General features: G+C 68.9%; 16 protein-coding genes and 3 pseudogenes. 9 read left to right on the top strand and 10 right to left on the bottom strand.

Going from position 1 to position 21,057, the window contains the following annotated elements; genetic code table 11:
• Positions 1-49 precede the first annotated feature (49 nt).
• The 5 genes and pseudogenes from ACIBCU_RS19765 to ACIBCU_RS19745 form a co-directional block, all read left to right on the top strand.
• Entirely contained in the window at positions 50-412 is a 363-nt protein-coding gene (locus ACIBCU_RS19765) for a hypothetical protein (protein WP_362932414.1), read from the top strand.
• Positions 413-1,131: 719 nt separating this feature from the next.
• On the top strand, positions 1,132-1,878 hold the full coding sequence (locus ACIBCU_RS19760; protein WP_362932412.1) for an IPT/TIG domain-containing protein: 747 nt from the start codon (positions 1,132-1,134) through the stop codon (positions 1,876-1,878).
• Between the two features lie 217 nt (positions 1,879-2,095).
• Positions 2,096-3,112 (top strand): IPT/TIG domain-containing protein, encoded by a 1,017-nt coding sequence (locus ACIBCU_RS19755; RefSeq protein ID WP_362932410.1) that lies wholly within the window; start codon positions 2,096-2,098, stop codon positions 3,110-3,112.
• A gap of 217 nt (positions 3,113-3,329) precedes the next feature.
• Complete coding sequence (locus ACIBCU_RS19750) at positions 3,330-3,809, top strand: Ig-like domain-containing protein (protein ID WP_362932408.1); 480 nt, start codon at positions 3,330-3,332, stop codon at positions 3,807-3,809.
• Positions 3,810-3,849: 40 nt separating this feature from the next.
• A pseudogene (locus tag ACIBCU_RS19745) lies at positions 3,850-4,261 on the top strand (transposase); the annotation flags it as partial.
• A gap of 346 nt (positions 4,262-4,607) precedes the next feature.
• Here ACIBCU_RS19745 and ACIBCU_RS19740 read toward each other — a convergent pair.
• Entirely contained in the window at positions 4,608-4,832 is a 225-nt protein-coding gene (locus ACIBCU_RS19740) for a hypothetical protein (protein WP_362932406.1), read from the bottom strand.
• A 378-nt stretch (positions 4,833-5,210) separates the two neighbouring features.
• On the opposite strand from ACIBCU_RS19740, the gene ACIBCU_RS19735 reads away from it, so the two are divergent.
• From ACIBCU_RS19735 to ACIBCU_RS19720, 4 genes are all read left to right on the top strand, one after another.
• Positions 5,211-7,955 (top strand): helix-turn-helix transcriptional regulator, encoded by a 2,745-nt coding sequence (locus ACIBCU_RS19735; RefSeq protein WP_399232731.1) that lies wholly within the window; start codon positions 5,211-5,213, stop codon positions 7,953-7,955.
• Between the two features lie 87 nt (positions 7,956-8,042).
• Entirely contained in the window at positions 8,043-8,780 is a 738-nt protein-coding gene (locus tag ACIBCU_RS19730; RefSeq protein ID WP_399232728.1) for an alpha/beta fold hydrolase, read from the top strand.
• A 253-nt stretch (positions 8,781-9,033) separates the two neighbouring features.
• Positions 9,034-10,230 (top strand): extracellular solute-binding protein, encoded by a 1,197-nt coding sequence (locus ACIBCU_RS19725; protein ID WP_399232726.1) that lies wholly within the window; start codon positions 9,034-9,036, stop codon positions 10,228-10,230.
• 115 nt (positions 10,231-10,345) lie between these two features.
• Entirely contained in the window at positions 10,346-11,359 is a 1,014-nt protein-coding gene (locus tag ACIBCU_RS19720) for a helix-turn-helix domain-containing protein (RefSeq protein ID WP_399232723.1), read from the top strand.
• A 158-nt stretch (positions 11,360-11,517) separates the two neighbouring features.
• On the opposite strand, the gene ACIBCU_RS19715 is transcribed toward ACIBCU_RS19720, so the two are convergent.
• The 9 genes and pseudogenes from ACIBCU_RS19715 to ACIBCU_RS19675 form a co-directional block, all read right to left on the bottom strand.
• A complete protein-coding gene (locus ACIBCU_RS19715) occupies positions 11,518-13,251 on the bottom strand; it encodes an MFS transporter (RefSeq protein WP_362932396.1) in 1,734 nt (577 codons plus the stop codon).
• Positions 13,248-13,985: a YoaK family protein gene (locus ACIBCU_RS19710; protein WP_362932394.1), complete on the bottom strand. Its 738-nt coding sequence runs from the start codon at positions 13,983-13,985 to the stop codon at positions 13,248-13,250. Before ACIBCU_RS19710 ends, ACIBCU_RS19715 begins: the two co-directional genes overlap by 4 nt.
• Positions 13,970-14,503, bottom strand: coding sequence for a DoxX family protein (locus tag ACIBCU_RS19705; protein ID WP_362932392.1), 534 nt, complete (start codon positions 14,501-14,503; stop codon positions 13,970-13,972). The genes ACIBCU_RS19710 and ACIBCU_RS19705 overlap by 16 nt, the downstream gene beginning before the upstream one ends.
• Before the next feature lie 40 nt (positions 14,504-14,543).
• Complete coding sequence (locus ACIBCU_RS19700) at positions 14,544-15,206, bottom strand: hydrolase (RefSeq protein WP_362932390.1); 663 nt, start codon at positions 15,204-15,206, stop codon at positions 14,544-14,546.
• Between the two features lie 100 nt (positions 15,207-15,306).
• Positions 15,307-17,187, bottom strand: coding sequence for an amidohydrolase (locus ACIBCU_RS19695; RefSeq protein ID WP_399233060.1), 1,881 nt, complete (start codon positions 17,185-17,187; stop codon positions 15,307-15,309).
• A gap of 417 nt (positions 17,188-17,604) precedes the next feature.
• A pseudogene (locus ACIBCU_RS19690) lies at positions 17,605-17,850 on the bottom strand (IS110 family transposase); the annotation flags it as partial.
• A pseudogene (locus tag ACIBCU_RS19685) lies at positions 17,799-17,941 on the bottom strand (IS481 family transposase); the annotation flags it as partial. The pseudogenes ACIBCU_RS19690 and ACIBCU_RS19685, both read right to left, overlap by 52 nt.
• 188 nt (positions 17,942-18,129) lie before the next feature.
• Positions 18,130-19,551: an NADH-quinone oxidoreductase subunit N gene (locus tag ACIBCU_RS19680; protein WP_399232720.1), complete on the bottom strand. Its 1,422-nt coding sequence runs from the start codon at positions 19,549-19,551 to the stop codon at positions 18,130-18,132.
• Entirely contained in the window at positions 19,548-21,053 is a 1,506-nt protein-coding gene (locus tag ACIBCU_RS19675) for a NuoM family protein (protein ID WP_399232717.1), read from the bottom strand. Before ACIBCU_RS19675 ends, ACIBCU_RS19680 begins: the two co-directional genes overlap by 4 nt.
• Positions 21,054-21,057 lie beyond the last annotated feature (4 nt).

Genomic DNA, 21,057 nt, shown 5'->3' with positions numbered 1-21,057 from the left:
GAACGAGACAGACCCGCGAGCTGCCAGATCCGCGGAGGTGCCTGGAATCGTGGAGATCAGCGGCCGCCTCCTGGCAGGCCGGCCGCCGGCCCTGCGCAACCCACCCCTGCACTGCACCGCCCGGAACCAGCTGTGGCTGGAGATCATCTCACTCGCCCTGGACCGGTCGGCCTGGATGCCCATGCTCGCACTCACCGGCGTCAGCCTTCGCTGGGACCCGAAGAAGCTCCGCGCGACTGTTCTCCGCCGCCGCCCAGCTCATCACGGCCGGCCGGCGACTTGGCTCCGCTTCAACAACCGCTGGCCTTGGAGCGGCGTGATCACCACCGTGACCAATCGGCTCCACGCTCTGCTGAACCGGCAGTTCTTGTACGTCGTCGCCGTCAACGTCGCCGTCAGACGAAGGAATTGAAAACCAGCTAGTGGAAAGGGCGACGAGCCCCCGTTCGCACTCCAACAACCAGAAGTCAGCGCTCTCCGGCGACGGCGTGGGCAGCGCGTGAATCCCAAGCCGTCAGCAGGGTCGGGTGCTCGCTGCACACCTGTCGCGCACGGTACTCCGTTCGGGTGACACGGTGGCCTGAGGCTTGTGGCATATGCCGGGATCCTGCGTTACTGGACGCATTCCAACCATTGGGCAGCCCGTACCGCTCGGGAAGCGTGGTGCCGGGGTGGGCTGTTCTCTCCACACGTGGGGAGGGTGCAGGTCCGCCGGGATCACGATGGGCACCCGGACGGGGTTGGATCGCCAGTCGGTACCGCTTACGCGGTGCCGGCTGGTTGCTTTTGCGTTGGCGGGGCGGAGGTTGATGGCGTGCGCCGGTGGTACGCGAGCGCTCGCCGAAGCGTGCTCAGCCATCCAAGTGCCGTGCTTGACACCTTGCCAGGGCCGACTCCCTGTGGGGTAATCGAAGCAGCGAACCGGTGGGCCGCCCATCCCATAACCGGGGATCATGATAAAGGGCGGCGCCTGCCGGTTTTTTCTTTGTGCGCCCACGAAGGAACTCCGTTGACCGGCGGCACGATTCAGCTGTCCGTCCTCTCGTGAGGGTCATGCCTCGAAGGGTGGCCCGGAGGTCCCCAGGTTCCGCTGTGTCCTCTGTCCCTGTCCTGTCAGCGAGGAGCCCTTCCATGCCAATCTCTCCGAACCAGGGATCCACCGGCGGTGGCACGCTGGTGACCATCACCGGTACGAACCTGTCCGGTACCACTGCCGTCACCTTCGGCACCAAGCCGGCCACCGCCGTCACCAACGTTTCGCCGACCCAGGTCACGGCCGTGTCGCCCTCGGGCACCGGCAGCGTCGGGGTGACCGTGACCACCGGGGGTGGCAAGAGCAACCCGATTCCGTTCTTCTACGTCGGAGCCCCGTTCAAGTCCTCGCTCGGGCCGACATCAGGCCCCCTGGTGGGCGGCAACACGGCTACGATCAACGGTGTCGGGCTGGCGACGGCGACCAGTGTGTCGTTCGGGGCCAACACCGCCACGCCGACGGTCGTCTCCGACACCCAGCTCACCGTGGCCGTTCCGGCGGGCGCGGCAGCGGGCCCCGTGGGAGTGAGCGTGACCACCGCGGGTGGAACGAACAACGGTCTGTCCTACACCTACGTGGACGTCCCCACAGTGACCGCTGTGACGCCCACCGCCGGACCGACGTCCGGCGGTACCGGGGTCACCATCACCGGCACCGGCTTCGGCACGACCGAGTCGGTCACCTTCGCCGGCACCCCGGCACCGTTCTCCGTGGTGAACTCCACCACGGTCTCGGCGGTGACCCCGCCCGGCGCCGCCGGCGCGGTCGATGTGGTGGTGACCAACCCGGCCGGTTCCGACACGGCCGCCGGCGCCTTCACCTACGTCGCGGCTCCCGGTATCTGACCGTCGTCCTCGCTGCCGCCCGGTCCTCACCGGGCGGCAGCCTGCCCTGACCACCGCTTCGAGCGGTGGTGAAGGCCCGCTTCCCGTCCGGCCACCTGATCCTGGGTGGGCGGACGGCTCTCTTCCGCCGACGCCATGAACCCGACGGTTCGACCCGGCGCGGCCCGGACATTCGCTTCATCCCGGGCTCCGCCCAGGCTGCCATAGGAGCACCCTCATGCCGCCCACGATCAGCACCATCAATCCCACGCAAGGGCCCACCTCCGGGGGCACCACCGTCACCCTTACCGGCACCGGGATGACGGGGTCCACCGCCGTACGGTTCGGCAGTACCAACGCGACTTCCTTCACCATCAACTCGGCGACCCAGATCATCGCTGTGAGCCCACCCCGCGCCGCGGGTGCGGCGGCGGTGACCGTCGTCCATCCGACCGGTAACAGCAACTCGGTGACGTTCACCTATGTCGTGGCGCAGGTGCCGGTGGTCACGGGTGTGGCACCCAGCAGTGGTCCGACGGCAGGCGGCACCAGTGTGACCCTCACGGGAACCGGGTTCACCGGGGCCACAGCGGTCACCTTCGCCGGGATCCCGGCGACTTCGTTCATGGTGAACTCGGCCACTCAGATCACTGCCGTGGCACCCGCCGGGAGCGCCGGGGCCGCCGTCGTGAACGTCACGACCCCGGGGGGCACCAGCGCCCCGGACGCCTTCTTCTTCTACGCCGCGCCTCCCGTGCTCGTCAGTGCCGGTCCCGCCCAGGGCCCGACAGCCGGTGGCGTGGTGGTCACACTGACCGGGAGCAATCTCCTCAACGCCAGTGCCGTACGGTTCGGCATCACCGACGCCGCCTCCTTCACCGTGGTGTCGGCGACACAGATCACGGCCACCGCCCCACCGGGGTCGGGGAATTCACCGATCACGGTGATCACCCCGGGCGGTGCGAGCAACCCCGTCGCCTTCACTTACATCCCCACGCCGGCCCTGACAGCACTGGCACCCACGAACGGTCCGACGTCCGCGGGCACCGTGGTCACCCTCACGGGCACCAACCTGGCCACCGCCTCGGCCGTCACCTTCGGGGGAACGGCCGTGTCATTCATCGTCGTGTCGGACACACAGATCACCGCGATCGCACCCGCGGGTCCCGCCGGCCCGGTCGCTGTAAGCGTCACGACGGCGGGCGGCAGCAGCCCTGGGCCGACCTACACCCGTGTCGCCGCGCCCGGCATCTGACCCCCGGACGACGGAGCGAGTAGCCGACGTGAAAACACCTGGTACCACTCCTTGTGCCGCCCGCCCCTTCGACTGCCCGACGGCCGTTTCTGTGCCGCTGACCCAACCAGGCTACTTGTGGGCGCGGCCTCCCTGCAGGGCAAAAGGACCGCCATAGCGTGAGGCTCCACGGCGCCCGCGATCCGCAGGCCCGGTGACAGAACAAGGAGCCGAACCAGTGAGAATCACACCACGCAGAGGGCAACTGGTCGTCGCCACAGCCCTGGCCGCCGTACTGGGGCTGGCCTCGCCCGCCTGGGCCCTACCGTCGAGCACCACGGTGACGGCCACTCCGCCGTCTGCCGTGGTAGGTACTCCGGTGCAACTGGCGGCCACGGTCGACTGTCCTGGCGACCCCACCGGTGGGCTCGGCGTGACGTTCTTCGACGGCGGCGACCTGCTCGACACCGTCCTCGTGAACGCCAACGGCCAGGCAGGCTACACCGCTACGTTCACCACCACTGGCTCGCACACCATCATCGCCTCCTACAACGGCAGCGCGGAGTGCGACGCCTCCAGCGACACCACGACCGTCCAGGTCACCTCGGCTCCGACGCCGCCCGCTCCGGCCCCCGGCTTCTGCCTGTTCGCCTGTGGTGGCCTGATCACCTTCTCCGTCGGTGACATCAACAACAACGTCAACATCTCCAAGCACTAGCCTCGGGCTTTCGCGTGGGTGGGTGTCCGAGGTGTGATCGGTGGCACTGGCTGCCGCGATCGGCGGTGACTGTCTGGCCGATGTGGGGATGCTGCGGGCCGAGTCCGCCGTGTTCGGGCCGGTGGCCTCCGCCCCGACCGTCTCTCGCCTCATTGACACGCTCGCCGGCAGCGGGAAGCGCGCGCCGAACGCGATCCGCCGGGCCCGCGCCCAGTCCGCGAACATGTCTGGGCCCTGGTCGGGGCCGCCGCCCCCGACCAGGGCGGTCAGGTGATCGTGGACCTGGACGGGGTGTTGGTGATCGCGCACTCGGACAAGCAGGACGCCGCGGCGACCTGGAAGCGGTTCGGCCACTATCCGATCAGGGGGTTCGTCGATCACGGTGCGGGCGGCGCCGGTGGGCCGGTGGTGGGCCTGCTCAGAGCGGGAACGCCGGCAGCAACACCGCTGCGCTGAAGGGGTGGCCGATCGGCGACCTCGCGTGCGGCCAAGCCGAGTGTGTCGCCGTCCTCGAATTGGCCGCGAAGGGCTTCTGACCTGAGGCTTTACCCGTGTGCATTATGTGCGGTGTGGGCGTTAAGAGCGGTGTCCTCACGCTGAAATGACGCTTGTGACGCTTGTTCTGACGATGTGTCACCTAACCGATCGTGCAGGTGACGCCAGCTGGGAGGCCCGCTCCCGAAGGCTGGTTTTGCGGGAACTTGAAGAAAACTCGGCTGGGATCCGGCGCCGCTGATTGCGGTGGCAGTTGCGCTGCCGACGTACTTCGGCGGGCCGGACGTCTGGCGTAGCAGGTGCTCAATAGGTGGGGCAGTAGGGGCTCCAGTGCCCCAGGAAGGGCTTCAGATCGTCGGCGCGTGGCTCGGGAATGTCGGGCAGCCGGGCGGTGTGTTCGGTGGGTCCAGGCGCTCCATGGTGGCCGATGCTCAGCCCGCCCAGCCCTTCCAGCGACGCGACATCGACACCGTGCCGCGCGATCCTGCGCCGGGCACGAAGCCCCCGAGCGAGCCACTGGTCCGACACGGAGCGCCTGCTGCTTCAACTGCCCCCAGGACCGCTTGCGGGCCCCGGCGCCCTGCCCCCTCGCATGGCTCCATCCTGCCCCTGCGTCGACGCGCTGGCCTGGACAACCACAGTTCAGGTGCACGGAGAGAACAGTTAGAGTGCACTGTGGGACAAGAGTCCACCCGTACATCGCCTCCCCGTAGTCGCTGCACAGCATCGGGCGGACAACCTAAGTCACCCCGTCTGCCAGGACTTGACACGGTGCCGGGCCGGCTGCTTGTGCGGCGGCTGTCCGTCCCCGGACACAACCGGCTGGAGGACGCCCATGAGTCCCGTGATCCACACGGCTCGGGTTCATCGTGGGCGGAAAGTACGGGTAGGAGGAATGGGTCGTAGATGTCAGGAGCAGGCGGTCCGCTGTCCCGTAGCGGGCTGCGCGGCCGAGAGACCGAGCTCGGAGAGCTCGATGTGCTGATCGCCTCCGTGGCCCGCACGGGGAGCGGCGGATTGGCCCTCATCCAGGGCGAACCGGGCATCGGCAAGACCACGCTGCTCGCCGAAGTGGTCTCCAAGGCCATGACAGCGGGATTCTCTGTCGGTGTCGGCAAAGCAGACGAGTTGCATCACATCGTGCCGCTCTCGTCGTTGGCAGCCTGCGTCCTGCACGGTGATCAGCCACTGCTGTCCGGCGACGCCTTCGCCGATCTGGCTCGCAACCACGACCAGCGGATCTGGCTGGTGGAGCGCCTGGCGGAGGCGATCGAAAGCAGAGCCGGCAGCGTGCCGGTACTGATCAGCCTGGACGACGTGCAGTGGGCCGACTCGCTGAGCCGGTTCGCCCTGCAACAGCTTCCGACACGCCTGCGTACTTCGCCGGTACTGTGGGTGCTGACCGGTCGACGAGAACCCACGGGCCCGGCGGAGGAGATCCTCGCGGCCGCAACCTTGAACCTGCCGACGGTCACCGTCTCCTTGGGGCCCCTGTCCGGTGCGGCCATCGCTCAACTGGCCGGTGACGCAATCGGCGCCGCCGTGGACGCACGCGTGCGGGACTTGCTCGACGGAGCGGGCGGTAACCCGTTTCTGGCTGTCGAGATGCTCATGGGGCTGCGGACCGGCGAGACCTCGAAGGATCCCGTGCCACGAGGGCTCGTGGTGGGCGTGCGCGGCAGACTCAAATCCCTGCAGCCCGGCACCCTGCGTTTCCTCCAGATGGGAGCGGTACTGGGGCGCCGGTTCGCCTTCCACGACGCCGCCGCGCTCTGCGGCCGGTCGGCCGCCACATTGATCGCGGCACTCGAGGAAGCCGTGCACGCCGGGCTCCTGGACGACGACGGTGATCATCTGGTCTTCCGGCACGATCTGCTGCGCCAGGCGGTCTACGTCGACATCCCGCCGTCAGCCCGGAAAGCTCTGCACCGGGAGGCTGCCCGCAACATCGTCACTGCGGGCCACCAGCCGATCGACGCGGTGCCGCACGTCCTCAGGGGAGCCCTGCCCGGAGACGAGGAAGCCGTGGTGCTGCTGCAGCAAGCGGCCGACGCCGTGCTGCCGGTCACGCCGGGCCTCGCGGCCGACCTGATGACGCGCGCACTGGAGCTCGTGCCGTCAGCACGTCCGCTGCGATTCGCAGTGGCAGAGCAGGCGATCTTCTGCCTGACACGAGCCGGCAGGAACAGCGAGGCGCTGTCCATGGGGGACCGGCTGTTGGCCGGCCGACCACCGTTGGAAGCGTTCAGCCGACTGCAGGCCGCCCTGGGCGGCACGCTCTGGAACATGGACCTCACCGGCGAATTGCGCCGCCGGGTCGAAGCCGCTCTTGCCACGGGGGGTGCCGCCCCGGAGATCGGGGCGCGGCTGGCCGGCCTACGCACTCTGGCCATGTCCCGGGAGCATGATCTGGTCACGGCACGTGAGGCCGGTGAGGCCGCGCTCCGGGCGGCCACCGCCACCGGTGACCGGGAGGCACACATCCTGGCCCTCTGCGGACTCGGAGAGATCGCGCAGAACGCAGGGGAGAACTCGGTCGCGCTGGAACGCTTCGCCGCTCTGAGCGCCATCGATTCCGCCTTCCTTCCCGAGGAGATCGTCGCGCACCTGCACGTCGACGACTTCGCGTCCGGTGAACGGCTGATCCGGCAGGCGACGGACGCCGGGGAGAGGCGTCAGGCAATGCTGCTGTGGGCCCAGGGCCAGTACGACCTGGGACTCGGTCGGCTCGATGACGTCGACGCCGGCCTCCTGACCATGGAGCGCCTGGAAGACGAGGTGCGGGTATCCGTCCAGCAGGTGAACGGCCGTGTGATCCGCTCCCGGATCGCACTGCTGCGCGGCGACCGGGAAGGGGCGCGGGAACACCTGGTGGCGGCGCGGGAACGGCTGGCGGCCAAACCGAACCCGGGCAACACAGCGGCGGTGCGCTTCCTGGAGGCGGTCCACGCCGGGGGCGACGGGGACGTCGGCCTCGCCGTCGACAGGATCCGGCAAGTGCAGCGGGAAGGTCCGTTCATGCGCTGGCGGCTTCTGCGCAACTGGGTCGACTCCGCGATACGAATGGCCCTGCGCGGCGGGGAACACGAGCTCGCCGAGGATCTGGCCGAACAGGCCGAGGCCCACGCCGAGCGCAACCCCGCCGTGCCGACCGCCACGGGCATCGCGGCGCAGGCCCGCGGACTGGTGAAGAGCAGTGTGACCGAGCTCGAGCACTCCGTGGAACTGCTCAGCGCAGGTCCTCGTCCGCTGGTCCGGGCCGCCGCATACGCGGATCTCGGACAGGCGCTCCTGACGGCAGGCCGGAAGAATCAGGCAGTGACCGCGCTGACGCACGCCCATGGCGGGTTCGCCGAGGCAGGTGCCCGAGCCGAAGCGGCGCACGTGCAGCATGCACTGCGAGGCGCGGGGGCCGGCAGTCGCGGGACGGCGACCACTCAGCGCCCCGTAGCGGGGTGGGGGGCGCTCACGCTCTCGGAGAAGAAGATCGCGCGCCTTGTCGCCCAGGGGCACACCAATCGGTCGGCCGCGGACCTGCTCGTGGTCTCCCCTCACACGGTCAACACCCATCTGACGTCCGTCTTCCGCAAGCTGTCGATCAACTCCCGGGTGCAGCTCGCCAATCTGGTCATGGCCCTGCCCGACGACTGAGGGGACGCGTTGGTACGTTCACGCGATGCCCGCCACACCTGACCACGCTTGTCTGGGACGTCCCCCACTCAGTCGGAGGTCACCGGCATGCACGGATCCAGCCCCCTGCCGCCGACCATCGTGCTCGTGCACGGTGCGTTCACGGATGCCTCGTCGTGGGCGGCGGTCATCAGGCTCCTTCAGGCCGCCGGACTGACCGTGCGCGCCCCGGCGAACCCGTTGCGGTGTCTGGCGCAGGACGCCGAGTACATCGGGAGCATGGTGCGCGCCATCGACGCCCCCGTCGTGCTGGTCGGTCACGACTACGGTGGTTCGGTGATCACACAGGCCGCCGCTGATGCCGACAACGTCGTGGCGCTGTGCTTCGTCGCGGCGTTCGGTCTCGACGCGGGCGAGTGCGTTCTGGACGTCATGAACCGCTTCGCCCCTACTCCAGTGGCCGACGCGACCTTCACCGCCGCTGTTCCCACTCGGATGTCCGGCGGCCCGGACAGCGAGTTGTACATCCGTAGGGAGCGCTTCCCGCAGGTGTATGCCGCCGACCTTCCACCCAGCCTCGGAGAGGTGCTCTCGGTCGCGCAACGCCCGATCACCTGCAACGCGCTGACCGGCAGATCGGGCGCGCCGGTGTGGGCCTCGAAACCGTCCTGGTACGCCATCGCGACCGCCGACCGGATACTCAACCCCGCCGCCCAGCGCTTCATGGCACAACGCATGGCGGCCACCGAGCACGTGCTGGACGGTTCCCACGCCGTCGCGCTGTCGCAGCCCGACGCCGTGGCAGCGATGATCCGCGAAGCAGCCGAGCAGGGACGACGAACGTAGCGGCGACGAACGCACGCGACAGGGCTTCTCCCGCGGGTGGGTACTCCTCCGAAGGCCTCCTGGGAGTGGCCTGCCCCCGGAGCTTAAGATGCGTTCGGACGGACGACGATGCTCATGCCCCTCCCACGGGCTCCTGGAGTCGGCCGATCCGCGACACCGACTTCAGCCACAGACAGTCACTCGGTAAGGCACAAGCATGTTTTCACCAGTCCGACGACCGGCGCGGCGCAGGACTGCCCGCTTGACCGGGGCCATGGCGCTGATACTGGCCATCACCGGGTGTGTCGATGGAACCGGTGCCGGATCCGACGCGGGCAAGGCCGACTCCATCACCGTGCTCGACTACTACACCGACGAATCCGAGCACACCCAGTGGGGTGAGATGCTCACCGCTTGTGGCAAGACCGCAGGTGTCAGGGTCGAGCACACGAGCGTTCCGCCGGCGTCGCTCGTCCCCCGGGTCCTGCGGCAGGCATCGTCGCGGACTCTCCCCGATCTGTTGATGCTGGACAACGCCGACCTGCAGCAGATCGCGCAGACCGGCGCACTGGCTCCGCTGGACCGGTACGGCATCGACACCAGCGGCTTCGCCGAGGGCATCCTGTCTGCGGGCACGTACCAGGGAAAGGTCTACGGGCTGGGCCCCTACGTGAGCACGGTCGCCCTTTTTTACAACAAGGACATGCTCGCCGAGGCCGGCGTCGCCGTCCCCAGGACGTGGGACGAGCTGAAGAACACGGCGGCCGAGCTGACCGGTCCGGGGCGTTACGGCATGGCGGTCGACGCGAGCGCCACCTTCGAGAGCAGTTGGCAGTTCCTGCCTTTTCTGTGGTCCAACGGAGGACACGAGAAGCAGTTGGACACCCCGCAGGCCGTCCAGGCGCTCCAGCTGTGGGTCGACCTCGTGAAGAGCGGATCCATGTCGAAGTCGGTGCTGAACTGGACGCAGGCCGATGTCCACGATCAGTTCGCCGCCGGAAGGACGGCGATGATGATCAACGGTCCTTGGCGGATCCCGGCCCTGAACAAGGACGAGAAGCTGCGCTGGGGAGTGGCTCCCGTGCCCGTCCCCCGGGCGGGACGGACCCCGGTCACGCCACTCGGCGGCGAGGTGTGGACGGTCCCGCAGACTTCCTCCGAGGCCCGGCAGAAGAAGGCCGCCCAGGTCCTCGCCTGCCTGAACGACTCCTCGAACATGCTCACCCTGGCCGAGCAGCACTTCACCGTGCCCTCCCGCGCCTCGGCGGCCGTCCGGTACGCCGAGCGGAACCCGTCCATGGCTGTCTTCGCCAAGAGCGTGGAAACCGCGCGCGTCCGGACCGGCGAACTCGGCGTCAGGTGGCCCAAGGCGGCGACCGGGATGTACACCGCCATCCAGTCAGCGCTGGCGGGGGAGCAGACGCCGAGGGCAGCCCTCAGGGATGCACAGCAGATCGCGACCAGCGACTGAGTCGTCCCCCACCCATTCCTCCCTCGCTGATCTAGCGGGTTCACGCGATGTGCCGGCCCAGAGCCGACTGGCACGGTGTTGCAGTAAGCACACACCAGCCGAGGGGCGGAGAACCATGGCGTCGTACGTCCAGGAGGGAAGCGCCCCCGGCGGCTTCCACACCACTGATGCACTACCCGCCCAACACAGACGGGCGTACTGGCGCGAAGCGCTCTCGCAAACTTTCGGTGCTGTGAACATGACCGTCCCCGACGAGGTGTATTCCGGAGCGATCCGTGCCACACCGCTCGGCCGGCTCCAGGCCGTCACGGTGGAAGGCGACTGCCTGTCCGCCGTGCGCACGCGGCAACTCGTCAGCCAGGACGACCAGGACGAGTACGTCGTCGTAAAACTGCTGGAAAAAGGAGTAGCCCGCCTTGAACAGGATGGCCGTGAAGCACTCCTCGGCGTCGGGGACGTCTTCGTCTACGACATGGCGCGCCCGCTCCAGCTGCACCTTCCCCAGCCCTTCCGGACCAAGTCCCTCGTCCTGCCGAGAAACGTTCTAGGCCTGAAGGAGTCCGACATGGCGCAGGTCACGGCCTGCCCGCTCGGCCCCGACACACCCCTCGGTGGTCTGCTCTCGCCCTTTCTGGCCGGGATCGTGGACGGCGCCGGAAACTACCGGCCCCGCACCAGCGAGCTGATGGCCCGCAACATCGTGGACCTGCTCGGTGTGCTGGCGGACGAGGTGATCGGACGCTCGGGCGCGGACACCCCCGGTGGGAACCGGGCACTGTTGCTACGGATCCAGGCATTCATCGACCGTCATCTCGCGGACCCCGATCTGACCCCTCAGGTGATTGCCCGGGCCCATCACATATCCCTGCGCTATCTGCACAAGCTGTTCGAGAGCGAGGACGCCACGGTCGTCCGGTGGATCCAGCGGCGCCGTCTGGAGGAGTGCCGACGCGGCCTGGGACTTCACGGAAACGCCACGATCGCTGCGGTCGCACATCGATGGGGTTTCACCAGTGCCGCCCATTTCAGCCGGGTGTTCCGGGCCACCTATGGGATGACCCCCCGTGAGTGGCGCGGCACCCGGCACTCGACGCAGCAGGTCCTGTCAGCACGGCTCACCGATGCTTGAAACCGACGCGTCTCCAGTCACCGGTCTTGGGGTGAGGGTGAGGGGGGAAGATCCAGCGTGAATCGCGGTGTCTCCCAGTGAGTGGCGCCAGTCTCGGCAGTCCTCGCCGGTCCCGGTACGGCAGCGTGCGGGGGCCACGCCGTAGGTGTCGCGGTGCCTCAGGCACGCCTCCGCTCATCGCTGACGGACCGCTGGTGAGGCGCCGGGCCCGGTGGCGCCACGGACTCCGGGCTCAGGGCAGGTGCCGTCTTCGACGACTCGGTCTCCCGTGGCATGTCCGCCTCCTGCCCGCCGGCCGCGACGGCGGGCCCGGCAGTCGCGTCGAACGCATGGGTCACCTCGGGCGCGACGCCTTCCACGAGCAATTCGCGGGCCCGCTCCTCGAAGCGGCGGTCATGGGCCGTGAGCCGGCTGTGGTGCTGGGCCAGGTGCTCCGACCAGGAAGTGACCAGGTAGTTCTCGAGGAACCGGCAGGGATCACCTCCATCCTGGAAGAGACCCCAGGTCAGGGCTCCGGTGCGGCGCCGGGAACGGGCCACGTGCTGCATGCGGTCGATGAAGGCGGACCAGTCCCGCGGAGCGATCCGGTACGTGACGGAGACCAGTACCGGACCGTCGGCCGGTCCGGGTTCGAACACCAGGGGCGGAACGGGCCAGTGGTCGGACGGACTCGGGTCGACCCCGTCCGCGTTGTGCAGCGGCCAGCGGCGCACGCTCAGGGCACCGCCCACCAGCAGGCCGGCGCCGATCAGAAGGGCGGCGGTCAGTCCCAGCCCGTCGGCCAGCGCCCCCCACAACGGTGCGGTCAGCGCCTGCCCGCCCTGGAACACCATGAGATAGACGGCGAGCCCTCTGCCTCTGACCCAGCCGGGCAACCGCTGCTGGACAGCGGCGTTGAGGGTGGACAGCACGCAGATCCAGGCGAGACCCGCAGGCAGCAGCGCAGCCGCGGCGAGCCAGGGAAGAGGAGCTGTGGCCAACACCACCAGCGTCGCGGCGAAGACCGCCGCCCCCGCGACAAGGGTGCCATTGACACCCAGCCTGCGGCGGATCGGGGCAAGGACGAAGGCGCCGGCCACGGCACCGGCCCCGACGACGCCGAGCAGGAGCCCGTACCCGTCCGAATCCAGCCCCAGGGAACGGCTCGCGACGAGGGGAAGAAGCGACCACAGGGCGGCTGCGCCCGGGATGAACAGGGCCGTGCGCAGAAGGACCCGGCGGACTCCGGGCGCGTGCCAGACATAGCGGCGGCCGGCCTGAACGGCTGCCAGGATTCCCTCACCCTGGATGACGGGCTGTGGCGTCGTCGGCCGTCGCCACAGCAACAGCACCGACGCGATGCCCAGATAGGACAGGGCGTTGAAGGCGAAGACCCAGCCCGCGCCCGCCACGGCCACCACCGCACCCCCGACGGCCGGGCCCACGGCGCGGGCCAGGTTCATGTTCACGGCCCCCAGAGCCGCCGCCTGCCCCAGCTGCTCGCGCTCCACCAGTTCCGGTTGGATCGCCTGCCAGGCCGGACCCATCAGTGCGGTGCCGCAGCCCAGCAGGAAGGTGAGGCCGAGAAGGAGGCCTGGAGCGAGCGTGCCCTGGAACGCGAGGACCGTCAGCACGGTCGAGACGGTGAGCATGGAGAGCTGGGCGACCAGGAGCACCTTGCGACGGTCGTAGCGATCGGCCAGCACACCGGAAGGCAGGGCGAGCAGGACGACCGGGAGGCTGGATGCCGTCTGCACGAGCGTCACCAGGGAGGCGCTGTGCCCGACCAGGAGCCACTGGGCGCCGACGGTCTGCATCCAGGTGCCGATGTTGGACACCAACTGCGCGATCCACAACGCGCGGAAGACGCGCGCCGCGAGCGGCGCCCAGGACGAGTTGTCCGCGAGCCTCATGAAGGTGGCCTGGTCCAGGCAGGGGCAGAGACCGACAAGCGGTGAGCGGCCACCGACGTCACCACGAGCAGCGGCAGCGCCAGGCTCAGCACGAGGAGGAGCCCGGCGTGTCGCAGGATCAGGCCGCCCGCGAGAGCTCCGAGGAACATGGCGAGGACGGAGAGGATGCGCCGACCGGGACGAGGGGCGGCCCCGCCGGCCGGCGGGGAGTCCGCGGCAAGTCCTGTCAGGGTGAGCGTCAGGACGGTCGTGGTCAGGTCCGGGACCCCGAGGCGTCGCGCGACGGCGTTCTGCATTCCCATGGCGATGCCCAGGAGCACGATGAGGGTGTAGCGGACCGGGCTGGTCACCTCGCCGTGCGAGACAGCGACCACGACGACGGTCACGGCGACGAGTACGGCCTGGACGGCCGTCGTCGCCGTCAGGAGCCGGCCGCGGTGTGCCGCGAACCGGGTGCCGAGCCGGCCTCCTCCCAGTGCTCCGGTGAGGAACGACACCATCGAGACGATCGACGCGGGCGCGGACAGCCCTGGCGCGCCCGCCAGGGCGAAGCCCAGGAAGACCACGTTGCCGGTCATGTTGGCGACGAAGACCCGTCCGAGCGCCAGGTAGCTCACCGCGTCGATGAGACCGGTCACCACCGTCAGTACCAGCATCATCGGCGGCAGGGGCCCGTGCCGGTCGCCCTTCGGCGGGACGAGCGTCCGGGCGGCGTCAGTCAGCAGTCGGGGCATGCCGCCGCCTCCCGTCCCTTCGTGTCACCGGCGGCTGGTGCGTGCCGCAGCACCGAACGGGTGATCAGTCCGCTGCCCGGGCCGACGACGATCGCCGTGAGGGAGACCCACAGCGGCCAGGAGGCCAGGCCGAGGAGGTCGTCGAGCGACCAGCGGCCCGGGCCGGTGAGAGCGAGGGCAGCGGCGACGGTGACGAGGACCAACGGGTACTCGTAGCCGTCGTTCTGCACCCACAGCCCTTTGTGCCACTTGACCGTGCCGGCCACCGTCATCACGCCCATGCTCGCCATCGCCGCCATGGGCGTGAGGAGTCCGGCCGCCAGAAACAGGCCGGCACCGATCTGGCTAACGCCCGCAGCCACCGCGGTGAGTCTCCCGCCGCGGAAGCCGTCCCGGCGGAACTCCTCGGTTCCCCCGGCCAGCCCGCTGCCGCCCAGCCGGAAACTGACCTTCTGTATCCCGTGCCCGGCGATGAGGAGTCCCCCCACCAGCCGGAGCACCAACAGTCCGCTGTCCATTGCCTGTTCCTGACGTCCGTCGTCAACCGTTGGGGGTGGGTCAGCCGGCGGCGTGCTCGCCGATGACGGCCTGCGCGTAGACGACCCCGAGGCCGTAGGTGCCGCCGTGCTCCTTCACCACGTCCATGACGGGCAGGTACGTCTCCTGACGCGCCCAGTCACGCTGGAGTTCGAGCAGCACCTGCACCCAGGTCACGGGCACCACGCCGGCCTGGATCATGCGCTGGACGGCGTGCTCGTGGGCCTGCGGGCTGACGCCGCCGGACGCGTCGGTGACGACGTAGACCTCGTAGCCCTGGGCGAGCGCGGACAGCGCGGGCAGGACGACGCAGACCTCGGTCCACAGACCGGCGATGACGAGCTTCTTGCGGCCGGTCGCCTTGACGGCTTCGACGAAGGCCTCGTCCTCCCAGGCGTTCATCGTGCTGCGGTCGATGATCTTCTGGTCGGGGTGGACGGCCGCCAATTGCGGCATGAGCGGGCCGGAGAAGGACTCGGCGGCCACGGTGCTCAGCACGACGGGGACGTCGAAGGCCTTGGCGGCCTTCGCCAGACCCACCGTCGCGTTGATGATCGAGGTGCGGTCGCCGCTGCCCGTCCCGAAGAACATCTGCGGCTGGTGGTCCACGAACAGCACCGCGCAGTTGTCGGGGGTCAGCAGGTCCGGGCTGGGAGCAGCGGTGACCTGGGTGATGTTGACCATGAGTATGCCCTTCAATGATGGGTTGCAACGGTCACGGACGGTCGTCCGTGAGCCGGGAGGGAAGGCCCGGGGGCGGATCGTGGGTGCGGGTGCGCCTGGCTCAGAGGGAGAAGCAGGGATCGAAGACTGGGCTGTCGTGCTCGGGAAGGAGACCGCGGCGGGCGCGCCACTGGCGGTGCTGTTCCGACTCCGCGACGGCTTCGCCGAGGAGTTCGGCCTGGCGGACTCCCGACCTGCCCCGCACCTGGCCCGCCTGATAGCCGCCGAAGTGCGCCACCGGGCTCCATCCGGGCGTCACCGGGGGCAGCTGCTCGTCGATGCCCTCGTACTCGCCGGCGGCGTAGACGACACGGCCGCCGACGACCGTCAGCAGGGCTTCGATGTGCGGGATCTCCGGGTCGGGGACCGAGAAGTAGTCGTCCGACAGCACGGTGAGATCACCGAGGAAGCCGGGACGCAGCACGCCCTTGCGGTCCTGCTCACCGGTGAGCGCCGCACCGGCCGTCGTGAACATCGCGAGTGCCGTTTCCCGGTCCACCCGGTTGTGCGGCGGGTGGATGGTCAGGTCGCCGACCGTGCGGCCGGTGACCAGCCAGTGCAGCGCGACCCACGGGTTGTACGAGGAGACCCGGGTGGCGTCGGTGCCGGCACCGACGGTCAGGCCGCGGCCCAGCATCGCGCGGATCGGTGGTGCGTCCGCGGCGGCTCCGATTCCGTAGCGGCGCACGAACGCCTCGCCCTGGAAGGACAATCGGTTCTGCACCGACATGGCACCGCCGAGTGCGACGATGCGGTCGAGGCTGTCGGCCGAAACCGTCTCCGCGTGGTCGAACAGCCACCGGTTGCCGCCGGGGAAGAGGCCCTCCGCGGCGAGCTTCTCGAACACGGCCAAATCGCGGCGGATGGTCTCGTCGTAGGTGGCGTGGAGCCGGAAGCCCCAGCCGTTCTCCATGAGGAGGCGTACCGCCTTCTCGAACTCCACCTCGTAGTCCGGGGCGTGCTCGGGACGCGGCTCAGCGAAGTTCTCGAAATCGGCCGCCGCCCAGGTGAGGTTCTCCCCGGCGCCGTTCAGCCGGAGCCACTCGTCCCCGTCCTCGGGCCGGACCATGCCGATCCAGCGGGTCAGGTCGTCGATCTCCTGACCGGCGGTCTGCGGGAACAGGTGGTAGGCGATGCGCAGGGACAGCTCACCCTGCCTGGCCAGCTCCGTCACCGTCTCGTAGTTGTCGGGGAAGTTCTGGAACCCGCCCGCCGCGTCGATGGCCGAGGTGAGCCCGAACCGGTTCAGCTCCCGCAGGAAGTGACGGGTGGACGTCTTACGGTGCTCCTCGTCCAGCACCGGCGCCTTGGCCAGGGTCGAGTAGAGGATCAGGGCGCTGGGTGCCGCCAGGAGCATGCCCGTCGGCTCACCGGTGCGACCCCGCATGATCTGCCCGCCTCGGGGGTCGGGTGTGTCCTTGCCGTAGCCCGCCGCCTTGAGGGCCGCGCGGTTGAGGATCGCGGACTGGTACAGGTGCAGGACGAACACTGGGGTGTCCGGTGCGGCTGCGTTCAGCTCGGCGACCGTGGGCAGCCGGCGTTCGGCGAACTGCTCGGCCGACCAGCCGCCGACCACGCGTACCCACTGGCCCTTGGGCGTGCGGGCCGCCTGCTCGCGCAGCATGGCCAGGCCCTGACGCAGCGAGCGGACGCCGTCCCAGCGCAGCTCCAGCACGTAGTTGAGGCCGCCGCGGATCACGTGCAGGTGGGCGTCGTTGAGGCCGGGGATCATTCTGCGGCCAAGTGCGTCGACCACCCGCGTGGCGGGGCCGACCTGGCCGGCCACGTCCTTGTCGTCGCCGACGACGGTGACCACACCGTCGCGGATGGCTATCGCCTCCGCCTGAGGGAGGCGGGGGTCACCGGTGTGGATCTTTGCGTTGCGGACGACGAGGTCCGCCGCGTCGTCAGTGGCGCGGGCAATCAGCCCACCGACCGGCATCGTTGACACCTTTCGACAACCTCCTCAAGGGGCGTGCAGCGTAGGATTTCCGGCAGGACCGCGCGCTCGAGACCGGATGAGACATCAGCGAGGTGCACGGAAGACCGTGCTGCGGCTGCTTCGCCAGTCACGCTACGGCGGACCGTCCTGATCGGTTTTCTGCTCAGCGCACTCGCATTAGTCCGGCAGCGCACCGCCCGCGCCACCGTGCATCGGAGTCTGCGCGGGTGCGCAACGGCCGCGGCAGCGCATACAGCGCCCCGATGCCGTGGTTGCGGCCGAACACCCGCCGGACGGCGGCCGTCCTGTGCCACGGCGACGACGGAGCACAGGTCGGCGAAGAGTTCCAGCGGCGTGGGGGTCCTCTATGTCGTACGTCAAGGTCGCCCTGTTGGTTTTGGGGGGTGTTGGTCCAGTTCATGCGGCGAGGGTGCCGACAGGGGTCCGGGACTTGTAGAAGGCGCCGTCGCGGAGCATCGCGAACAGGACGCTGATGTGCTGGCGGGCGAGGAGGAGGGCGTGGGTATGGGTCTTTCCGCAGGCGTGTTGCCTGTCGGAGTAGGTCCGGGAGGCGGGATCGGCGTTCATGCAGGCGAAGGCGGACAGGGACCAACAGGGCCTTCCCGTAGACGGATTCGCAGGCTGAGGCATCGCGTGGTCACCGCCTTGCTCGTCTGCTGGGCGAGGTCTTCGGCCGTGACGAACGGTCGTGCATGGACGCGTGGGCGAGGTAGCGGTCGGCCCACCGCTTCACGGCCACGCCCCCATGGCAGTGATCAGGCAGCGCCGACTGCCGCGCAAGTCAGGCGCCTTGGTGGCGAAGTCGGCCGTGTCCCCCTGTATCGGACCACCCCTGATGATTCCGGCCACGCCAAACGGACCAGCGGCCTGGGACTCTTCGACGCGTGCAGGTTGGCCGCGGGCGATCAGTCGGCAACGGGATTATCGACTGACAGCTCCGGAAAGGCTGTCGAGAAGCGGCCCTGAGCCCATGCCCGTCATCAGAGAGAGCGCGGCGCAGGCGTAGGCGACTGTCCGGGCGGAGCGGCTCTCACATCGGTGACCGGGGACGTCGCCGGTGCGGGCAAAGGTGGGAAGGACCCAGCGCAAGTAGTAGAAGAGCGACACCACTGTGTTGACTGCGGCCACGACAGCGAGCCACCCGTAGCCGCCATCGATGGCGGCGGTAAAGACCAATAGTTTCCCGACGAACACAGCTGTGGGTGGGGTGCCGAGAAGGCCGAGCAGGCAGATCACCAGGCTGGCAGCGAGAAGCGGGCGATGGTGGCCGAGGCCGCGGTAGTCGTCGATGTCGGCGGCGTGGGGGAGGGCGCAGACGACCGCGAAGGCGCCGAGATTCGTGACTGTGTAGGCAGCGAGATAGTAGAGCAGCGCGGGCTGAGCCTCGCCGGTGCTGGTGGCAAGGGCGATGGGCATGAGGAGGTAGCCGACCTGGCTGATGGTGGAGTAGGCGAGCAGGCGTTTGACGTCGCTCTGGAAGAAGGCGGCGAGGTTGCCCAGCGTCATTGACGCCGCAGAGAGGATGGCCAGCAGCGTTGCCCACGGCAGGGGCGCGGCATCGAGGGGCACTGTGCCGAGTCTGAACAGTGCGGTGAGCGCCCCGACTTTCGGGAGGGTGGCGATCAGGGCTGCTGCGGGCGGGGTGCTGCCCTGGACGGCGTCGGGGATCCAGTAGTGCGCGGGAACGGCACCGGCCTTGAACAGCAGCCCGGCCAGCAGTCCGAGCGTTCCCACCGCGATGATTGCTTGTGGAGCGTTGTCGAGAGTGTCGGCCAGGACGGTGTACTTGGTGCTCCGTCCGCCGGCGTACAGGACTGTGATTCCGGCGAGCATGACGATGCCGAGGAGAGCGCCGACGACGTAATACTTCAGCGCGGCTTCGGTGCCTGGTGCGTCCTTGCGGAATCCGGCCAGGGTGTAGGCGGGGATCGACGCGAGGAGGTAGCCGGCGGACAGCAGTAGCAGGTCCTGCGCTCCGGCCAGCACCATTGCGCCCAACAGGGCGAGTTGGATCAGAACGTAGAACTCGGATTCCCGTGGGTCGTTGTGCAGCGGGCGGAGGCTGAGCGCGAGGACGATCAGCCCTCCGCCGAGGATGATGACGCGGCCGGCACTGGTGAGGGCGTCGAGGGCGTAGGCGTCGCCGAAGACCGAAGTAGGGGGACCTGGCGCGGTGACAGCTGCCGCGATGATGCCGGCGGTGCAGATGATCGCGGCTAGCGCACCGATGATCCACTGGCGGTGGCGTGGCAGCCAGGCACCGAGCAGCAGGCTGACGACGGCCCCGGCGACGAGGAAGATCTCCGGCAGGATCTCGAGAGGGTTCTCGTTCATCTCCGTCATCGGGCCAGCAACTCCAGCACCGTGGTGGAGGCGGGTTCGATGACATCGAGGAGGAAACGAGGCGCGACGCCTACCACCAGGGCAAGGGCGAGCAGCGGAACGATGGCTGTGTTCTCGTGGGTGCGCGTGTCACCGAAGGGGCGGGGAGTGCCAGGGGCATCGGGGATCCGCAGCGGTCCGAGGAAAATCTTCTGCAGAGCGCGCAGGAACAGGCTTGCGGTCAGCAGGATGCCGAGCGTGGACAACGCGGTAGCCAAGGGGCGTGGGCCGAGGCTGCCGGTGAAGATCTGGAACTCGGCGATGAATCCGGAGAATCCAGGCAGACCGAGGGAGGCGAACGCGGCGATCGCTGTCATGCCGGCGAATACCGGGGCCCGGGCGGCGATGCCGGAATAGGCGTCCATGTCGTAGGTGCGGCCGCGTTCGTGGAGGGAGCCCGCCAGGAGGAACAGGGCACCGGTGAGCAGACCGTGGCTGACCATCTGGGTCACCGCGCCTGCAATAGCGAGGGACTGTGCCTGGCGACTGGTGTCTGCGGTTGCGGCGGCGGCGCCGACAGCCAGGATGATGTAGCCCATGTGGTTGACGGAGGTGTAGGCGATCATCCGTTTGAAGTCGCTCTGTGCCAGAGCGACAAGAGCCCCGTAGAGGATGGAGACGACTCCGATGACGACCAGGACGGTGGCGTACTGGCGCCAGGCCTCGGGCAGCATCGGCATGGCGATGCGCAGGAATCCGTAGGTGCCCATCTTCAGCAGTACCCCGGCCAGGATCGCTGAACCGGCGGCCGGCGCTTCGGTGTGAGCGAGAGGCAGCCAGGTGTGGAACGGCACCGTCGGGGTCTTGACCGCGAGTCCGATACCGATGGCCAGCAGGACCATTCCCGCATAGACGGCCCGGCCGGCCAGCGGGTTGGCCGCAGTCAGGTCGACCATGTCGAAGGTGTGCGGCGAGGCGGCGAGATAGAGGCCGATGAACCCGAGAAGCAAGGCGAGCGAACCGAGGAAGGTGTAGAGGAAGAACATCAGCGCCGCACGGGCGCGTTCCTTGTGCCCCCAGCCCGCGATGACGAAGTACATGCCGACGATGGACAGATCGAAGAAGACGAAGAACATGATCAGATCCAGGGACACGAACAGTCCCAGGCACGTCGTTTCGAGGAACAGGAGCAGGGCCGCGAACTCACGGATCCGGCGGTCCTCGCGCCACGAGTGGACGGCACAGGCGAGGAACAGCACACACGTCAGGGCGAGCATCGGCAGGGACAGTCCGTCCACGCCGACGTGGTATCCGACCCCGGCACTGGGGATCCAGCGCGCGCGCGTCTCGTACTGCATGCCGCCGCCCGGGGCATAACCGGCCCACAGACCGATGACGACGGCCATCAGCCCGGCCGTGGTGGTTACCCAGATCCCGCGGATCACCTTCGCAGGGGTGTGGCGCGGCAGGGCGAGTAGTACCAGGGCGACGGCGGTGGGGAGGAAGGCGAGGACGGTCAGCACCAGA

It is taken from the genome of Streptomyces sp. NPDC051064, from assembly GCF_044455985.1.
GTDB lineage: Bacteria > Actinomycetota > Actinomycetes > Streptomycetales > Streptomycetaceae > Streptomyces.
This window is presented reverse-complemented; position numbering and strand designations above follow the sequence as displayed.